A 16,200-nucleotide genomic window follows, 5' to 3' on the forward strand; every position below is an offset into this window, starting at 1 on the left:
CGTCTTCACACACGGGGCCCGGGGCCGCCACCGGACCGCGCCCCTCAGCACGGCCGATCCTTGAGGCTATGCGCCCGGGACGCCCCGCTGTCAAGGCTGTCCGGACTGTGAGCAACGGAGCACGTCATGGTTGACGGGGAACCGGAAGCCTGTTCCACTTGGCCGCATGGACTCACGGCAGTGGCTGGTCACCCGCGACCACATCGACTTCGGTCGTGTGTGGTCGGCGTCCTGTTGAGCTGACCCGCTGCCCGCCCGCCGCCGTCCCGGCCGGGCCTTTCGCGGCTTCTCCTCCCGTCCGCCGCGCCTTCACACGCCCGCGCCCCGTCGGCGCGCCCCTCCCCTCGTAGCTCCACCCTCGTCTGCCGTTCCACGCTTCACCCTCGCTCCACGCCTGCCCCGTCCGGCCCCGGTAACGCATTGTCGACAAAGTTCGGCAGCCGCGCCGCCGGGCCGCCGGCGCGGCCCCGGGTCAACGCCACGCCTCACACCTGCGGCCGGCCGGGTTCACCTGACCCCCCGTACGGGGTGGAACGGGACACCGCCCGCACTCGGGCGGTTCGCATTCCGTCCGGTTTGAATGCAAGAACGATCGGGTACCGGTCGGCCACTGGACGTTCCGACACTCGATGTGACAGCCTTCACACGGTCAGTTCCCGCGACTCTTCCCAGTTCTGACGCCATGCCACCCTCTTTGCACCAGATGTGTCACGAACCCCCCGTGCGGCGGCTATCCACTTGGCAGAGCATCCGCATCATGGACGACGATAGAGGTGCGGACACACAGACCGCGGGTGAGAGGAGGCGTCAATGGGATCGGTACGCAAGGCAAGCGCCTGGCTGGGCCTCGTCGACGACAACGATGACGAGCGCTACTACGACGACGACTACGCCGAGGGGTCCGAGCCCGGCAGCACCGGTAACACCCCCTGGGTGACCGACCCGCGCGTCCAGGTCGCCGACGAGAGCGCCCAGGACCAGAGCACCCGCATCGCCACCGTCACCCCGGAGGGCTTCGGGGACGCCCGCGGCATCGGGGAACTGTTCCGGGACGGCATTCCCGTCATCGTCAACCTGACCGCGATGGACTCCTCCGACGCCAAGCGCGTGGTGGACTTCGCGGCCGGGCTGACCTTCGGGCTGCGCGGCTCCATCGAGCGGGTCGCCACGCGCGTCTTCCTGCTCACCCCGGCCGACTACCGCATCCTCAGCGGTGAGCCCGGCCGGCGCCGCCCCGAGGGCGGCTTCTTCAACCAGAGCTGAGCGCCGGGGCCGGGGCGGCCGACGCCCCCCGGCCGACGCCCTCGGCCGCCGGCCGGGTCCGCTCAGCGGAACGCGTCGAGGCCGGTGAGCGCCTTGCCCAGCACGAGCTGGTGCATCTCGACGGTGCCCTCGTAGGTGAGCACCGATTCCAGGTTCGTCGCGTGCCGCATGACCGGGTACTCCAGCGAGATCCCGTTCGCGCCGAGGACCGTACGGGCCGTACGGCAGATCTCGATCGCCTCCCGTACGTTGTTGAGCTTGCCGAAACTGATCTGTTCCGGCCGCAGCCGCCCCGCGTCGAAGCGCCGCCCCAGGTGGTGGGCGAGCAGGATGCCCTTGTGCAGTTCCACGGCCATGTCGGCCAGCTTGGCCTGGGTGAGCTGGAAGCCGCCGATGGCCTTGCCGAACTGCTCGCGGGTACGGGAGTACTCCAGCGCGGCCTCGAAACTGGCGCGCGCGGCACCCATCGCGCCCCACACGATGCCGTACCGGGCGTGGCCCAGGCAGCGCAGCGGGCCGCCCAGCCCCTTGGCGTCGGGGAGCACCGCGTCGGCCGGCAGTCGTACCCCGTCCAGGACCAGTTCGCTGGTGACCGAGGCGCGCAGCGACCACTTGTGCCGGATCTCGGGCGCGCTGAAGCCGGGGGTGCCGGCCGGGACGAGGAAGCCGCGGATGCCGTCGTCGGTCTGTGCCCAGACCACCGCGACGCCGGCCACCGACCCGTTGGTGATCCACATCTTGCGGCCGGTGAGCACCCAGTCGCCGCCGTCCCGTCTGGCGTGGGTGCGCATGTCGCCGGGGTCGGAGCCGTGGTCCGGCTCGGTCAGGCCGAAGCAGCCGATGGTCTCGCCGGACGCCATGTCCGGCAGCCAGCGCCGCTTCTGCTCCTCGGAGCCGAAGCGCCAGATCGCGTACATGGCGAGCGAGCCCTGTACGGAGACCAGCGAGCGGATGCCCGAGTCGGCCGCCTCCAGCTCCAGGCAGGCCAGGCCGTACTGGACGTGCGAGGCGCCCGCGCAGCCGTACCCGGTCAGCGCCATGCCGAGGGCGCCGAGGGAGCCCAGTTCGCGGGCCAGGTCCCGGATGCCGGGCAGTTCGCCCTGCTCGTACCACTCGGCGATGTGCGGCAGGACCCGGTCGCCGGCCCACTGACGGACGGTGGCGCGTACCGCCCGGTCCTCGTCGGAGAGCAGGTCGTCGAGGCCCAGCGGGTCTTCCGCGTCGAAGGGCGGGAGCTTCGGGGACGGGGATGCGGACATGGCGGGGCCTCCGGTAGCTGCGCGCGCACAAAAACTAGCGGTGTTAGTTATCCAGGTCCGACGTTACGGGCGGCCGCGGCACGGCGGCAAGGGCCCCGCCGTGGGCACAGCCCCTGCCCGGCCGCCCCGCCCCGTACGCAAAGCCCCCGCTCAGCGCCGTACTCCCCGCGCCGCAGCCCCCGTCCCCCTTGGTTCCGCTACCGTCCTTGTTCCGTTTCCGCCCGGTGGTTCCCGCTACCGTCCGGTGTTCGCGCGCGCCGGCTCCGAGCCGCAGTGCGTCCCGTCGCTGTCGGTCCGGTCCCCCGCGTCCGCGGCCCGCCGCGGCAGTCGCAGCGCGATCACCGCGCCGACCAGCAGCAGCACGGCGCTGGTGACGAGCGTGACGTGCAGCCCGTGCACGAAGGAGCCCTGCGCGGCGTCGCGCAGCACCGACTTCGCCGTGTCGCCGAGCGAGGAGGCGACCTTGTACGCCTCCCCCAGCGAGTGCGCGGCCGAGGCGGACGCCCGGTCCGGGACGCCGTCCACGTGGGCCAGCCCCGGGGCGTAGGCGGCGTTCATGACACTGCCGAGCAGGGCCACGCCGATGCCCGCGCCGAGCTGGTAGGAGGTCTCACCGATGGCCGCCGCGCCGCCCGCCTGGTCGGCGGGGGCCTCGCTGAGCATCGACTCGTAGGCGCCGAAGAGGGTGCTCTGGAAGCCGAAGCCGAGCAGTACGAATCCCAGCACGAGCAGCCAGGGCCGGTCCGTCTCGTCCATCGCGGTCAGGCAGAGCACCGCGGCCGCGGTGAGCACGAAGCCCAGCGAGACCATCACCTTGGGGCCGATGGCCTGCAGCACCTTCGAGCCGGTGAGCCCGGCGGCCATCGCGGCGAAGACCAGCGGCAGCATCCGCAGCCCGGTCTCCAGCGGGCTCAGGCCGAGGACGAGCTGGAGGTACTGCACGGCTATGAGCTGCAGCCCGACGAGGGCGAGCATCGCCAGCACGATGCAGCCCACGGAGGTGCCGAAGGCCGGGCGGGCGAACAGCCGCATGTCGATGAGCGGATGCTCGCGCTGGCGCTGGCGCCGTACGAAGACGATCAGCAGCAGGACACCGACGAGGAGGGAGCCCAGCGTGGTCGGGCCGAGCAGTGCCTCGCCGCTGCCGATGCGCTTGACGCCGAGGACGACACCGAGCACACCGAGCGCCGCGACGACGGCGCCGACGGTGTCCCAGGGCCCGTTGCGCTCGCCCCGGGACTCCGGCAGCAGCCAGCGTCCTATCAGGGCCATGACCGCCATCATCGGGATGTTGATGAGGAAGACCGAGCCCCACCAGAAGTTCTCGACGAGGAAACCGCCGAGGACCGGTCCGACCGCGGCGCCGACGGCGGCCACCGCGCTCCACACGCCGATGGCGACCGCCCGCTCGCGCCGGTCGGGGAAGACCTGGCGCAGGATCGACAGCGTCGCCGGCATGATCATCGCGCCGCCGATGCCGAGCAGGGCCCGGGCGATCATCAGCGTCTGCGGGTTGGGCGCCAGTGCGGCGGCGGCCGAGGCCGCGCCGAACAGGCCGTACCCCATGAGCAGGATGCGGCGGCGGCCCACCCGGTCGCCGAGCGTGCCGAAGAGGATGAGCAGGGACGCCGCGATCAGCGGATAGATGTCCACGATCCACAGCAGTTCCACCGGCCCGGGACGCAGGTCCTCGGTGACCGACGGCACCGCCACGTACAGGATGGTGGTGTCCAGCGCGACGAACAGCAGGCTGACGCAGAGCACGACCAGTACGGTCCAGCGGTTGGCGCCGCCACCTCCATGCCGGGGAACCCCCGCCGTCCGCTCGCTGCCGGACGTGGTAGTCCCGGACATTCGCGTACCTCCTGTCATGCTCTCGCGGCCGCGTGCCGGGGCGCGGGAGGCGCTCCGGCGGAACCGGCGGACGGGCGAGTTGAGACGTCAGACTACGCGAGTCGCGTGACGTGACGCGTGGCTCACCCCACGATGAGACGCTCGTCGCAGGGCCCGGCGGTTCCCATACCCGTTGACGGACGGCGGACTCCGGCCACGGGATAATCGGCCGGATGAACGATCTTGCCCCCTTTCGCGGCCCGGAGCGGAACGGACCCGGCCGGACGGACCGGCCGCGCTCCGCGCTGCGCCGGGCCGCCCCCGCCCTGCTGGTGTACGCCGCGATCCGGGCGCTGGGGCTCGTCGTCCTGGCGGCCTGGTCCGCCGCGCACGGCAAGAGCTGGCACACCCTGCTCACCGCCCGCTGGGACGCGCTCTGGTACACCCGGGTCGCCGAGCAGGGGTACGGCTACAGCGTCCAGCTTGCCAACGGGGACGTGCATTCGAACCTGGCGTTCTTCCCGCTGCTGCCGTGGCTGGAGCGCGGGCTCTCCGCCGTGACGTCGCTGTCCGCCGCCGACGCCGGTCTGGCGGTGTCCTGGCTCGCGTCGCTCGCCGCCGCCTGGGCGCTGTATCTGACCGGCGAGCGGCTGCACGGGCCGCGGGCCGGTGTCGCGCTGGCGGCGCTGTGGGCGGCGCTGCCGGTGGGGATCGTGCAGTCGATGGCGTACTCGGAGTCGCTGTTCACCGCGCTCGCGGCGTGGGGGGTGTACTGCGTACTGACCGGGCGGTGGGTGACCGCGGGGGTGCTGGCCTCGCTGGCGGGACTGACCCGGCCGGTGGGGGCCGCGGTGGTCGCGGCGGTGTGGATCACCGCGGTGGTGACGCTGTGGCGGGACCGCGCACCGGGCGGCGGACCGGCGGACGGCGGGCCGGGCGGCGGACTGCGTCTGCGCCGGCACCGGCGGATGCTGCTGGGCGTGCTGCTGGCGCCGCTCGGCTGGTGCGGCTATTTCCTCTGGGTGGGTGTCCGGGAAGGCGGTATCACCGCGTATCTGGACGTCCAGGGCGGCTGGGGCAACGGTTTCGACGGTGGCGTGGCCTTCGCCTCGTTCCTGTGGGACCTCGGTTTCCCGGCGGGCCTCGGACTGCTGGCCGGTGTCGCTCTGGTGGTCTGGCTCTACGTCCGGGGCGCGCGCCAGGGGCAGCCGCTGCCGCTGCTCGTCTACGGCGGGGTCGTCCTGCTGCTGGCGCTGACGGCCAAGGGGTACTTCGGCTCCAAGCCGCGCCTGATGATGCCCGCCTATCCGCTGCTGCTGCCGCTCGCCGCCGGGCTGGCGCGGTGGCGTCCGGCGGTGTCCTGGACGGTGACGGCCCTGGTCAGCGTGGGGTCGGCGGTGTACGGGGCGTTCTGGCTGAACGGTTCGGGCCCGCCGTGAACGGAGGATTCCCCTCCGTGAACGCCCCTGCGGGGAAACGGACCGCGACACCCGCACGAATCGGCGATAAACTCCTCCGGCGAATTGGAAAGAAGCCGCTCGGGGCCTCCGCCGACACCCCTCCCGGAGGCAATCCGACGGCCGGTGAATTCCTTCCGAAATCCCTTGGCCAAAGTCACCTTTGAGACAGATTGCACATCACATCGTCATTACAAAGCTCACAGTTTGACCAAGCACCGACATCACACGCGGTAACGTCGATTGAGTGCGTACCGATGACAAGCTCGACCAGATGGAGGAGCACCCGCCCGACCGCCCGCCGTCACGCATGACCCGGACCCGCTGGTGGCTGTTCGGGGGCACGCTCGCGGTGTACGTGGCGATCGTGGCCGGTGTGCTCGCCACCTCATGGCTGGTCACCTTCGACTGGCAGGCCATGCTCTTCCGGCCGTACAAGCAGTGGCCGGAGATCCACGCCTTCCTCGACTACTTCGTGGTCCTGGGCCAGCGCGGCCCCACCGCGGTCGCCGTGGCGGCCTGGCTGGGCTGGCGCTGCTGGCGGACCAAGAACCTCCACCCGCTGCTGGTGCTGGGCACCTCGCTGCTGCTGCTCAACATCACCGCGGGCGCCGCCAAGCTGGGCATGGGCCGGCTCGGCCCGCACTACGCGACCACCATCGGCGCCAACGAGATGTGGCTGGGCGGCGATATATTTCCTTCCGGTCACACCGCGAACGCCGTCGTCACCTGGGGCGTCCTGGCCTATCTGGCGACCACTCCGCTGCGCCGCCGCGCACTCTCGGTGATCGCCGCGCTCGGCGCCCTGGGTGTCGGCATGACCACCGTCTACCTCGGTACCCACTGGGTCAGCGATGTGCTGCTGGGCTGGGCCGCCGGGCTGCTGGTGCTGCTGGCGCTGCCCTGGTTCGAGCCCGGAGTGGAGTGGGCCGAGTCCCGGCTGACGGCCCTGTGGCAGCAGTTGCGCACCCGCTGGCTGCCGGCGCCTGCGCCGCTCACCCCGGCGCACGCCCGTACCGGTCTGTCCGCGCCGCGGCCGGCGCCGGAGGAAGAGGTGCTGGTCCGGGACGCGATGGGCGTCGCCAGGCCGGGCACCGCCACCCGCGCCGCGGACAGCCGCCCGCACCACCCGCCGCGGCCGCACACGGTCCGCTCGGAGCGCACCCCGGTCACCCCGACCGGCAGCCGGCGCCCGCCGCACGCGGACCGCGCGCCGCGCACCGCGCCGCTGACCCCGGCCCCGGTCCGCGGCCGCACCGGCGGGAGCTGACCGCCACCCGACCCGCGGGGACGGTACGCACAGCCTCTCCCCCGCGCGGCCGACGGCCCCGGCCGCTCCTGTCGGAGCGCCGGGGCCGTCGCCTTGTCCGGGTCCGCCGCCGGCCGCTCAGCCTTTCCAGCTACGGGTCACCGAGCCGCCCTCGACCTCGAAGTTCAGGCGGCCGCCCAGGTACTCCATGGTGATGATCGTGCCCGGCGCCAGGGACCGGACCGTGGTCCAGCCGTGCGCGCGGGCGCGCTCCTCGGCGGCCTGCTGCGCCAGCCCGACGTAGGTCTCGGGGTCGTCGTCGGGTTCGGAAGGGGAGTTCGGTACGGGTGCCATGGCAGCCACCGTAGGCGTACCGCGCAGCAGGTGGAAGGGCCGGGGTGCCATACGCGCGTACCTGCCCGGTCCCCCCTTGGTCACACTTCTGTCACAGCATGACAGCGCGTGTTTGCCCTCTTTTCCGTCACCCGTACGAGCCGGGCACTGCACCAACCGGGTGGGAAACGACGTCGGTCTGATTTCAGCCTTGATCGCCCGTCGGAGGCCGGCTCCGGACCCTCCGGGAGCGGCCGGAATTAATTCCCCGTCAGCAGCCTTTTATTCCTTCCTTTTTACGGTGTCCGACATCCCGGAAATGAACCGACGGCACGCCGCCGCAGCATATTTCGCAAGCATCGGTGCCGGTCGGCGGGTTTGACTCCACCGCCGTGCGGTACTCGCTGATGCCGAGGAGCCCATGGGAGACAACACAGCGAACACACCGGACAAGAGCAACAACCACCGAGCGGCGTCCGCCCGCCCCAGCGCACCGGAACTCCTGCGGTCGGCACGGGAACAGCTCGCCGAGCTGACCGGCATGAACCCCGAGACCGTGTCCCGGTTCGAGAAGACCGAGGACGGCTGGGTCCTGGAGACCGAGGTGCTGGAGCTCGCCCGGGTACCCGAGACGATGAGCCTCATGGCGTTGTACGAGGTCACGCTCGACCCGGACGGAATGCTCACGGGCTACCGGCGCGTCAGCCGCTACGAGCGTGCGAGAGGAAGACCACAGTCATGACCGTTGTCCCGGCACAACAGCAGTCCGGGGGCGGGGGCGGCACCAGTGGCCTCTACGACGTCCTGGAGCTGATCCTCGACCGCGGCCTGGTGATCGACGCGTTCGTCCGCGTCTCACTGGTCGGTATCGAGATTCTCAAGATCGATGTCCGTGTGGTGGTGGCCAGCGTCGACACCTATCTGCGTTTCGCCGAAGCCTGCAACCGTCTCGACCTGGAGACCGGCGCCAACAAGAGCCCCGGCCTGCCCGACGTCGTCGGCCAGGTCACCGAGTCCGGCGCCAAGGGCAAGTCCAAGGGAGCGCTCTCCGGCGCGGCCGAGACCTTCGCCGAGGCGATCGGCTCGGGGCGGGACAAGGCCGAGAGCGAGGGCGAACCGCAGCGCAGGCCGCGGCGCACCACCTCCCGTAAGAAGGAGGAGAGCGAGTGAGCACGTACGTCTACGGCATCGCCCGCGCCGACCACCCGAAGCCCGAGCAGGAGATCCTGGGCATCGGCGACCCGCCGCGCCCGGTCCGCATCGTCCGCCAGGGCGACCTGGCCGCGATCGTCAGCGACTGTCCCGACAAGCTGCGGCCCAAGCGCCGTGACCTCCTCGCCCACCAGCACGTACTGACCGAGGCCGGCGCGGACGGAGCGGTGCTGCCGCTGCGTTTCGGCTCGCTCTCCGACGACGACGAGGCGGTCCAGGACGTCCTGGCCGAACACGCCGAGCACTACAAGGCGCAGTTGGACGACCTCAACGGGCGGGTCGAGTACAACGTCAAGGCCGCCCACCGCGAAGAGGACGTCCTGCGGCGGGTGCTGACGGAGGAGCCGGAGATCCGCGCCCTCAACGAGGCCAACCAGGCCGCAGGCGGCGGCGCGTACCAGCAGAAGCTGCGGCTCGGCGAACTGGTCGCCAACGCCGTACGGGCCCGTGAGGTCGCCGACGCGCACACCGTGGAAGCGGCGCTGGTGCCGAAGGCGGAGCAGTCCTGCCCCGGTCCCGAGGGCTCCGGCTGGCTGGTGAACCTGTCCTTCCTGATGCGGCGCGAGGACGCGGCCGCGTTCCTGGACGCCGCCGACCGGCTCGGCGCCGACCACCCGCACCTGGAGCTGCTGGTCAACGGGCCGCTCCCGCCGTACAGCTTCGTCCGCCCCCTAGAGTCCGCCGCCGCGGAGTGACCGATGGGCCTGATCAAGGAGCTGCTGCTGCTCCCGGCCGCCCCTGTACGGGGGACGGGCTGGGTGCTGCGGCAGGTCCTCACCGAGGCCGAGCGGCAGTACTACGACCCGGCCGTGGTCCAGCGCGAACTGCGGGAACTGGCGGAGCAACTGGACAGCGGGCAGATCGACGAGGCCGAGTTCGACCGGCGCGAGGACGCGCTGCTGGACCGGCTGGAAGAGCTGCGGCAGCGGCAGGCCGGGGCGTGAGGAAGGTCTTCCGGACCGCCCCGGCCCCCGTGCCGCTCCCCCGGAGCGGCAACCCGTAGCGCGAAGACATCACCGAACCGGACAGTACGAGATCCCCGGAGAGCGTCGTGCCGGACGTCCGAGCCCTGGAACGGGACGGCGGACGAGCGCGACCCGACATGGAGGAGATCCCCGACATGAAGAACCGGCCGGCACTGGTGCTGGCCGTCGCCGGAGGCTATCTGCTCGGCCGCACCAAGAAGGCCAAGCTCGCCATCGGTATCGGCAGCATGGTCCTGGGCAAGCGCCTGAATCTGAGCCCGCAGCAACTGGTCTCTCTGGTCAACGACCAGATAGCCGCCAACCCGCAGCTCAAGGAGTTGCGCGAGCAACTGCGCGGCGACCTCGCGGGGGTGGGCAAGGCGGCGACCGGCGCACTGGTCACCAAGCGCCTCGACTCCCTGGCGGACAGCCTGCACGAGCGGACTCTGAACGTGCGCGACCGGCTGGACGCCGGCGGGACCGCCGGCAAGGCCGCGGACACCGTGCGCGGCGTGACCGGCGGCGGGCGGGACGACGAGGAAGCGTCCGACGACGGCGAGGAGGAGAGCGCGCCGAGAAGCCGCGGCAGCGGTGCGCGCAAGTCCGGGGGTGAGGGACGCGGCGCCGCCAAGAAGCAGAGCGCGCGGTCCTCGAAGACCTCCGCCAGGACCGGCGCCAAGTCCGACTCCGGTTCCGGCACCAAGGCCGCGCCGGACCAGCGCAAACGGCCCGCGAAGCAGGCGGCAGCCGCGCCGAAGAAGACCGCCTCGGCCGCGAAGAAGACGGCTCGCGCCGGCACCCGCCGGAGCGGAGGTGAGGACCGTGGCTGACACGAAGTCCGGCGGTCCGATGGCCACCGTCAAGGAGACCGTGGCCGGCAACCCGGCCGTCGACCGTCTGAAGGAAGAGGCCGTCTCGTTCGCCGCCGCGCAGGCCCAGCGCCTGCTGGTGGCCACCGGCAAGCGGCTCGGCGAGGCCACCACCCGGCTCACGGACGTGGCCGAGGGGCGCAGTGACAGCCTGATCGGGCCGGTGATCAAGGACACCCTCAAGGGCGCGGTCAAGGACACCGCCAAGAACTCCGTCAAGGGCGCCTTCAAGAAACTCACCGGCGGGCGCAAGGGCGGCGGCGGCAAGGGCAAGTTCGTCACGATCAGCGAGGACGTCGACGTCGGCGTGCCGGTGCGCGAGGCGTACAACCAGTGGACGCAGTTCCAGGAGTTCAGCACCTTCGCCAAGGGGGTGCAGGGGGTGGAGTCCACGGACGACACCGACTCCAACTGGCGCGCCAAGATCTTCTGGTCCACGCGCAGTTGGAAGGCGCACACCACCGAGCAGCTCCCCGACGAGCGCATCACCTGGACCTCCGAGGGCGCCAAGGGCACCCTCAAGGGCGTCGTCACCTTCCACGAGCTGGCCGCCAACCTCACCCGGGTGCTGCTGGTCATCGAGTACCACCCCAAGGGTCTGTTCGAGAAGACCGGCAACATCTGGCGGGCACAGGGCCGCCGCGCCCGGCTCGATCTGAAGAACTTCCGCCGCTTCGTGATGATGCGGGGCGAGGCGACCGGCGAGTGGCGCGGCGAGATCCGGGACGGCGAGGTCGTCGTCGGCCATGACGAGGCCGTCGAGCGCGAGGAACAGGAGCGCGACGAGCAGGGCGCGGACCAGGACCGCGCCGAGCAGGAAACCGAGGGCGCGGGCAAGCCGTCCGAGGACGCGTACGAGGAGGAGACCGGCGACTCCGACGAGGAGCCGGACGCCGAGGACGCGTACGACGACGCCGAGGACGCCGGGGAACCGGAAGCCGAGGACGAGGAAGCGGACACCGAGGCGGCCGACGAGGAAGCGGACGACGCCGAGGGCACGTACGACGACGACGCCGAGGACGCCGACGACGAGCCCGAGGACGCGTACGACGACGAGGAGGACGCCGCGGACGAGTACGACGACGAGGAACCGGCGGACACCGAGGACGAGCGGGAGCCGGAGCCGGCCCGATGAGTTCCCAGGTCCCCTCCCCGTACGGCTCGAACGGCGGCGCCAACCTCGCCGACATCCTCGAACGCGTCCTGGACAAGGGCGTGGTCATCGCCGGGGACATCCGCATCAACCTGCTCGACATCGAGCTGCTCACGATCAAGCTGCGGCTGATCGTGGCCTCGGTCGAGCGGGCGGAGGAGATGGGCATCGACTGGTGGCGCGACGACCCGTCGCTGTCCTCCGGTGCCCGGCGCCGCGAACTCGCCCAGGAGAACGAACGGCTGCGCGAGCGGATCGCCGCCCTGGAGGGCGACCAGGAGCCGCGAGAGGAGATCACTTGAGTACGCACGGCGCCGAGCTGATGTACACCTACGCCGTCGCCCGGGCAGGCTGCCGACCGCCGGACGGACTGCTCGGCGTCGCGGACGCACCCGTGGAGACCGTCACGGAGGGCGCGCTGGCCGCCCTGGTCTCCCGGGTGCCGGCCGCCGACTTCGAGGAGGAGGCGCTCCGCGCCCACCTGGAGGACATGGCGTGGCTGGAACGGACCGCCCGGGCACACCGCAGCGTGGTGGACACCGCGGCCGCGGAGTTCTGTGTGCTGCCGCTGCGCCTGGTGACGGTCCACCGCGACACGCGCGGGGTCCGGCAGGTCCTCGCGCAGCGCGCCGAGGAGTTCCTGAGCGCGCTGGTGAGCCTGGACGGCCGGATGGAGTGGGGCGTCAAGGCGTACGTCGAGGACGCCGGGGCCGCCAAGCCCGCCGTTCCCGCGGGCGGGTCGGCCCGCGAGGCGGCCGCGGGCGGCTCGGGCCGCGACTTCCTGCGCCGGCGGCTGGCCCACCGGCAGGCGCAGGAGCAGAACCAGCGGCGCGCCGACGAGCTGGCCCGCGCCGCGCACGAGGCGCTGGACACGTTCGCCGAGCGCAGCCGGCTGCACCGCCCGCAGGACGCCCGGCTGTCCGGGGTCAGCGGCCGCAACGTGCTCAACGGCGCCTATCTGATCCCCCGCGAGCAGGCCGGGGCGTTCGCGGGCCTGGTCGGTGAGCTGGCGGACCGCAGCCCGGGCGTGCGGATCGAGCTGACGGGGCCGTGGGCCCCGTACTCCTTCGCGCAGCCTCCGCAGCCCTCGGAGGCGGCCGGGGACACCGGGACCGGTGCGGTATGACGTCCCCGGTGGCCGGCCCGCAGCCGGACAATCCGCTGGCCGAACGGCAGATCGCGCTGGTCGACCTGCTGGACCGGCTGCTGGGCGGCGGCGCGGTCATCGCGGGCGACCTCACCCTGCGCATCGCCGAAGTGGATCTCGTACGGATCGATCTGCGGGCCCTGATCAGCTCGGTCAACGCCAACGTTCCCTCGCCCTTCGAGGAGTTGGAGCAGTGAGGTCCGTGACGGGGTCCGGGGAAGCCGAGGAGGAGGTGGCGCCGTGAGCCGGCGTGTGGAACTGGACGAGGACACCGTGGAGCGCGACCTGGTGCGGCTCGTGCTGACCGTGGTGGAACTGCTGCACCAGCTCATGGAACGGCAGGCGCTGCGCCGCGTCGACCAGGGCGATCTGTCGGAGGACCAGGAGGAACGGATCGGTCTGACGCTGATGCTGCTGGAGCGGCGGATGGGCGAGCTGTGTGAGCGGTACGGCATCGGGAAGGACGAACTGAACCTCGATCTCGGCCCGCTGGGGCCCCTGCTGCCCCGGGAATGACCCCCGCGCCGCACCCGTCGGGCCCGCCGCAATGATCCGGCCGGGCTGCGCACACCCTCTCGCGCGACCGGGCCGGGACGGCCATCATGGCTTGAGCCCGAGCACGTCCAGCACGTCCCTTACCGACTTCCCGGGCGCGCCGGAGGGTTCCGGCCGCTTCGGTGTCTCTTGGCGAACGAGGTGGCGCAGATGGGTACGGACACCGTGGAGGCGAGCCCGGGACCGGTGCGGGCGCGGCGGCCCGGCGCGGTGGTGGTGGACTGGCTGACCACCACCGACCACAAGAAGATCGGCCATCTCTATCTGATCACCGCCTTCGGCTTCTTTCTCGTCGGCGGTCTGCTGGCGCTGCTGATGCGGGCCGAACTGGCCCGCCCCGGACTCCAGATCATGACGAACGAGGAGTTCAACCAGGCGTTCACGATGCACGGCACGATCATGCTGCTGCTGTTCGCCACCCCGGCCTTCGCGGGCTTCGCCAACGAGATCATGCCGTTGCAGATCGGCGCGCCCGACGTGGCCTTCCCACGGCTGAACATGCTCGCGTACTGGCTGTTCCTCTTCGGCGGTCTGATCGTGCTGGGCAGTCTGCTGACGCCGACCGGCGGCGCGAACTTCGGCTGGACCGCCTACGCCCCGCTCAGCTCGATGGTCCGCTCCCCCGGCATCGGCGCCGACATGTGGATCATGGGGCTGGCGCTCTCCGGCTTCGGCACCATCCTCGGCTCGGTCAACTTCATCACCACCATCATCGGGATGCGCGCGCCGGGCATGACGATGTTCCGGATGCCGGTCTTCACCTGGAACGTGCTGTTCACCTCGATCCTGGTGCTGGTCGCCTTCCCGGTGCTGGCGGCCTCGCTGCTGGCGCTGGAGGCGGACCGGCGCTTCGGCTCGGTGGTCTTCGATGCCGAGTGGGGCGGCGCGCTGCTGTGGCAGCACCTGTTCTGGTTCTTCGGGCACCCCGAGGTCTACATCATCGCGCTGCCGTTCTTCGGCATCATCACCGAGATCATCCCGGTCTTCTCGCGGAAGCCCATCTTCGGCTACGTGATGCTGATCGGCGCGACGATGGCGATCACCGGGCTGTCGGTCGTGGTGTGGGCGCACCACATGTTCGCGACGGGCGCGGTGCTGCTGCCGTTCTTCTCGTTCATGTCGTTCCTGATCGCGGTGCCGACGGGGGTGAAGTTCTTCAACTGGATCGGCACGATGTGGCGCGGCTCGCTGTCCTTCGAGACCCCGATGCTGTGGGCCGTCGGGTTCCTGGTGAGCTTCCTGTTCGGCGGGCTGACCGGGGTGATCCTGGCGTCGCCGCCGCTGGACTTCCACGTGACCGACACGTACTTCGTCGTGGCCCACTTCCACTACGTCGTCTTCGGCACGGTCGTGTTCGCGATGTTCGCCGGCTTCTACTTCTGGTGGCCGAAGTTCACCGGGAAGCTGCTCGACGAGCGGCTGGGCAAGGTGCACTTCTGGACGCTGTTCACCGGCTTCCACACCACCTTCCTCGTCCAGCACTGGCTGGGTGTGGAGGGGATGCCGCGCCGGATCGCCGACTACCTGGCCGCCGACGGCTTCACCGTGCTCAACACCCTCTCGACCGTCGGCGCCTTCCTCCTCGGCCTGTCCACGCTGCCGTTCCTCTACAACGTCTGGAAGACGACGAAGTACGGCGTGAAGGTCACGGCGGAGGACCCGTGGGGCTACGGCCGCTCCCTGGAGTGGGCGACCTCCTGTCCGCCGCCGCGCCACAACTTCCTGACCATCCCCCGGATCCGCTCGGAGTCGCCCGCCTTCGATCTGCACCACCCGGAGATCGCGCGGCTCAGCCCGCCGGGCACTCCGGAGCCGCAGGGGGCGCGGGAGACGCGGGAACCGCAGGCGTCGCGGAAGCCGTCGGGGTCGGGGCCGTCCCCGACGGAGGAGCCGGATCCGGGGGCAGCGCCCGGGTCAGCCGGTCCCTGACCTCGCGGATCGCGTCCGTCAGCGCCGGCGGCTCGCGCACCTCGAAGTCGAAGCCCAGCAGGACGGCATGGACCACCAGGACGTCCAGGCGGTGCGCGCCGGTGTGCAGCAGGCAGCGGTGGGCGTCGAGCGGTTCGACGACGCCGACGGACGGGCTGATCCGCTGGGCGGCCTCCGCGGCGGTGGCGTGCAGCACCAGGGTGGCCCGCTCGGCGTAGACGTCCGTGGAGACGCCCCGCGAGACGTACGCGGCGAGATCGGCGGCCGGGCCGGGGCGCGGGGTGAAGCGCGGGCCGTGCGGCGGGGTGGGGGTGATCCGGTCGACGCGGAACGTCCGCCAGTCGGCGCGGTCCACGTCCCAGGCGACGAGGTACCAGCGGCGCTGCGCGGACACCAGCCGGTGCGGCTCGACGGTGCGGCGGCCGGCCGTACCGTCGTGGCTCGCGTAGTCGAAGCGCAGCCGTTGGCTGTCCCGGCAGGCGTTGGCCAGTTCGGTGAGGGTGGCGGCGTCGACCCGGGGGCCGGCGGCGCCGGGCATGGGCACGGTGAAGGCGTTGAGGGCGCCGACGCGGCGGCGCAGCCGGTGGGGCAGCACCTGTTCCAGCTTGGTCAGGGCCCGTACGGAGGTCTCCTCGATGCCTTCGACGCCGCCGGCGGCCGCCGTGCGCAGCCCGACGGCGACTGCCACCGCCTCCTCGTCGTCGAGGAGCAGCGGTGGCAGTTCGGCGCCCGCGCCCAGTCGGTAGCCCCCGGCGGTGCCGGGGGCCGAGTGGACGGGGTAGCCCAATTCGCGCAGGCGGTCGATGTCACGGCGGACGGTGCGCGGAGTCACGCCGAGCCGGTCGGCGAGATCCGCGCCCGTCCACTCGCGGTGTGCCTGCAGGAGAGAGAGCAGACGCAGCAGTCGTGCCGAGGTTTCCACCATGCCGGGCAGTCTGGCAGCACATGCGGACAGCTACCGTCCGCGTCTCTCCCG

17 protein-coding genes and 1 pseudogene are annotated in these 16,200 nt (G+C 71.5%); 14 read left to right on the forward strand and 4 right to left on the reverse strand.

Annotation, left to right across the window (positions count from 1 at the left end; all coding sequences use genetic code 11):
- Positions 1–810 precede the first annotated feature (810 nt).
- Entirely contained in the window at positions 811–1,263 is a 453-nt protein-coding gene (locus AB0A97_RS26165) for a cell division protein SepF (RefSeq protein ID WP_361154411.1), read from the forward strand.
- 62 nt (positions 1,264–1,325) lie between these two features.
- Here AB0A97_RS26165 and AB0A97_RS26170 read toward each other — a convergent pair whose 3' ends face one another.
- Together AB0A97_RS26170 and AB0A97_RS26175 are read right to left on the reverse strand one after the other, a co-directional pair.
- Complete coding sequence (locus AB0A97_RS26170) at positions 1,326–2,522, reverse strand: acyl-CoA dehydrogenase family protein (protein ID WP_361154414.1); 1,197 nt, start codon at positions 2,520–2,522, stop codon at positions 1,326–1,328.
- A gap of 234 nt (positions 2,523–2,756) precedes the next feature.
- Positions 2,757–4,376, reverse strand: coding sequence for an MFS transporter (locus AB0A97_RS26175; RefSeq protein ID WP_361154417.1), 1,620 nt, complete (start codon positions 4,374–4,376; stop codon positions 2,757–2,759).
- Positions 4,377–4,588: 212 nt separating this feature from the next.
- Between AB0A97_RS26175 and AB0A97_RS26180 the strand changes: the two genes are divergently transcribed.
- Positions 4,589–5,794, forward strand: a complete 1,206-nt coding sequence (locus AB0A97_RS26180; RefSeq protein ID WP_361154420.1) for a hypothetical protein — start codon at positions 4,589–4,591, stop codon at positions 5,792–5,794.
- A gap of 265 nt (positions 5,795–6,059) precedes the next feature.
- The gene (locus AB0A97_RS26185) at positions 6,060–7,082 is read left to right on the forward strand and encodes a phosphatase PAP2 family protein (protein WP_361154422.1); all 1,023 of its coding nucleotides are present in this window, start codon (positions 6,060–6,062) and stop codon (positions 7,080–7,082) included.
- 117 nt (positions 7,083–7,199) lie between these two features.
- Here AB0A97_RS26185 and AB0A97_RS26190 read toward each other — a convergent pair whose 3' ends face one another.
- Positions 7,200–7,415 carry an I78 family peptidase inhibitor gene (locus tag AB0A97_RS26190; protein ID WP_361154425.1) on the reverse strand — a complete coding sequence of 72 codons (216 nt, stop codon included), beginning with the start codon at positions 7,413–7,415 and terminating at the stop codon, positions 7,200–7,202.
- 400 nt (positions 7,416–7,815) lie between these two features.
- On the opposite strand from AB0A97_RS26190, the gene AB0A97_RS26195 reads away from it, so the two are divergent.
- From AB0A97_RS26195 to ctaD, 11 genes are all read left to right on the forward strand, one after another.
- Positions 7,816–8,136, forward strand: coding sequence for a gas vesicle protein (locus tag AB0A97_RS26195; RefSeq protein ID WP_361154428.1), 321 nt, complete (start codon positions 7,816–7,818; stop codon positions 8,134–8,136).
- Positions 8,133–8,564: a gas vesicle structural protein GvpA gene (locus AB0A97_RS26200; RefSeq protein WP_030019468.1), complete on the forward strand. Its 432-nt coding sequence runs from the start codon at positions 8,133–8,135 to the stop codon at positions 8,562–8,564. The genes AB0A97_RS26195 and AB0A97_RS26200 overlap by 4 nt, the downstream gene beginning before the upstream one ends.
- Positions 8,561–9,301: a GvpL/GvpF family gas vesicle protein gene (locus AB0A97_RS26205; protein ID WP_361154431.1), complete on the forward strand. Its 741-nt coding sequence runs from the start codon at positions 8,561–8,563 to the stop codon at positions 9,299–9,301. Before AB0A97_RS26200 ends, AB0A97_RS26205 begins: the two co-directional genes overlap by 4 nt.
- Positions 9,302–9,304: 3 nt before the next feature.
- The gene (locus AB0A97_RS26210; RefSeq protein ID WP_361154433.1) at positions 9,305–9,550 is read left to right on the forward strand and encodes a gas vesicle protein GvpG; all 246 of its coding nucleotides are present in this window, start codon (positions 9,305–9,307) and stop codon (positions 9,548–9,550) included.
- 107 nt (positions 9,551–9,657) lie between these two features.
- The gene (locus AB0A97_RS26215) at positions 9,658–10,401 is read left to right on the forward strand and encodes a hypothetical protein (protein WP_361154436.1); all 744 of its coding nucleotides are present in this window, start codon (positions 9,658–9,660) and stop codon (positions 10,399–10,401) included.
- On the forward strand, positions 10,394–11,575 hold the full coding sequence (locus AB0A97_RS26220) for an SRPBCC family protein (protein WP_361154439.1): 1,182 nt from the start codon (positions 10,394–10,396) through the stop codon (positions 11,573–11,575). Before AB0A97_RS26215 ends, AB0A97_RS26220 begins: the two co-directional genes overlap by 8 nt.
- Positions 11,572–11,895, forward strand: a complete 324-nt coding sequence (locus AB0A97_RS26225) for a gas vesicle protein (RefSeq protein ID WP_030019464.1) — start codon at positions 11,572–11,574, stop codon at positions 11,893–11,895. The genes AB0A97_RS26220 and AB0A97_RS26225 overlap by 4 nt, the downstream gene beginning before the upstream one ends.
- A complete protein-coding gene (locus tag AB0A97_RS26230) occupies positions 11,892–12,719 on the forward strand; it encodes a GvpL/GvpF family gas vesicle protein (RefSeq protein ID WP_361154443.1) in 828 nt (275 codons plus the stop codon). Before AB0A97_RS26225 ends, AB0A97_RS26230 begins: the two co-directional genes overlap by 4 nt.
- Entirely contained in the window at positions 12,716–12,937 is a 222-nt protein-coding gene (locus tag AB0A97_RS26235; RefSeq protein ID WP_361154446.1) for a gas vesicle protein, read from the forward strand. Before AB0A97_RS26230 ends, AB0A97_RS26235 begins: the two co-directional genes overlap by 4 nt.
- A gap of 43 nt (positions 12,938–12,980) precedes the next feature.
- Entirely contained in the window at positions 12,981–13,256 is a 276-nt protein-coding gene (locus AB0A97_RS26240; RefSeq protein ID WP_031008978.1) for a gas vesicle protein K, read from the forward strand.
- A gap of 189 nt (positions 13,257–13,445) precedes the next feature.
- Positions 13,446–15,224: a cytochrome c oxidase subunit I gene (ctaD, locus tag AB0A97_RS26245; RefSeq protein ID WP_361154450.1), complete on the forward strand. Its 1,779-nt coding sequence runs from the start codon at positions 13,446–13,448 to the stop codon at positions 15,222–15,224.
- Here ctaD and AB0A97_RS26250 read toward each other — a convergent pair.
- Positions 15,199–16,149: pseudogene (locus AB0A97_RS26250) on the reverse strand (YafY family protein); the annotation flags it as partial. The gene ctaD and the pseudogene AB0A97_RS26250 sit on opposite strands and share 26 nt — an antisense overlap.
- Positions 16,150–16,200 lie beyond the last annotated feature (51 nt).

The organism is Streptomyces sp. NPDC045470, assembly GCF_040646595.1.
Taxonomy (GTDB): domain Bacteria; phylum Actinomycetota; class Actinomycetes; order Streptomycetales; family Streptomycetaceae; genus Streptomyces.

Coding starts and splice junctions, on each gene's coding strand:
- AB0A97_RS26235 (WP_361154446.1), top strand. CDS start 12,716: ATGACGTCCCCGGTGGCCGGCCCGCAGCCGGACAATCCGCTGGCCGAA.
- AB0A97_RS26225 (WP_030019464.1), top strand. CDS start 11,572: ATGAGTTCCCAGGTCCCCTCCCCGTACGGCTCGAACGGCGGCGCCAAC.
- AB0A97_RS26170 (WP_361154414.1), bottom strand. CDS start 2,522: ATGTCCGCATCCCCGTCCCCGAAGCTCCCGCCCTTCGACGCGGAAGAC.
- AB0A97_RS26165 (WP_361154411.1), top strand. CDS start 811: ATGGGATCGGTACGCAAGGCAAGCGCCTGGCTGGGCCTCGTCGACGAC.
- ctaD (WP_361154450.1), top strand. CDS start 13,446: ATGGGTACGGACACCGTGGAGGCGAGCCCGGGACCGGTGCGGGCGCGG.
- AB0A97_RS26175 (WP_361154417.1), bottom strand. CDS start 4,376: ATGTCCGGGACTACCACGTCCGGCAGCGAGCGGACGGCGGGGGTTCCC.
- AB0A97_RS26195 (WP_361154428.1), top strand. CDS start 7,816: ATGGGAGACAACACAGCGAACACACCGGACAAGAGCAACAACCACCGA.
- AB0A97_RS26180 (WP_361154420.1), top strand. CDS start 4,589: ATGAACGATCTTGCCCCCTTTCGCGGCCCGGAGCGGAACGGACCCGGC.
- AB0A97_RS26190 (WP_361154425.1), bottom strand. CDS start 7,415: ATGGCACCCGTACCGAACTCCCCTTCCGAACCCGACGACGACCCCGAG.
- AB0A97_RS26210 (WP_361154433.1), top strand. CDS start 9,305: ATGGGCCTGATCAAGGAGCTGCTGCTGCTCCCGGCCGCCCCTGTACGG.
- AB0A97_RS26200 (WP_030019468.1), top strand. CDS start 8,133: ATGACCGTTGTCCCGGCACAACAGCAGTCCGGGGGCGGGGGCGGCACC.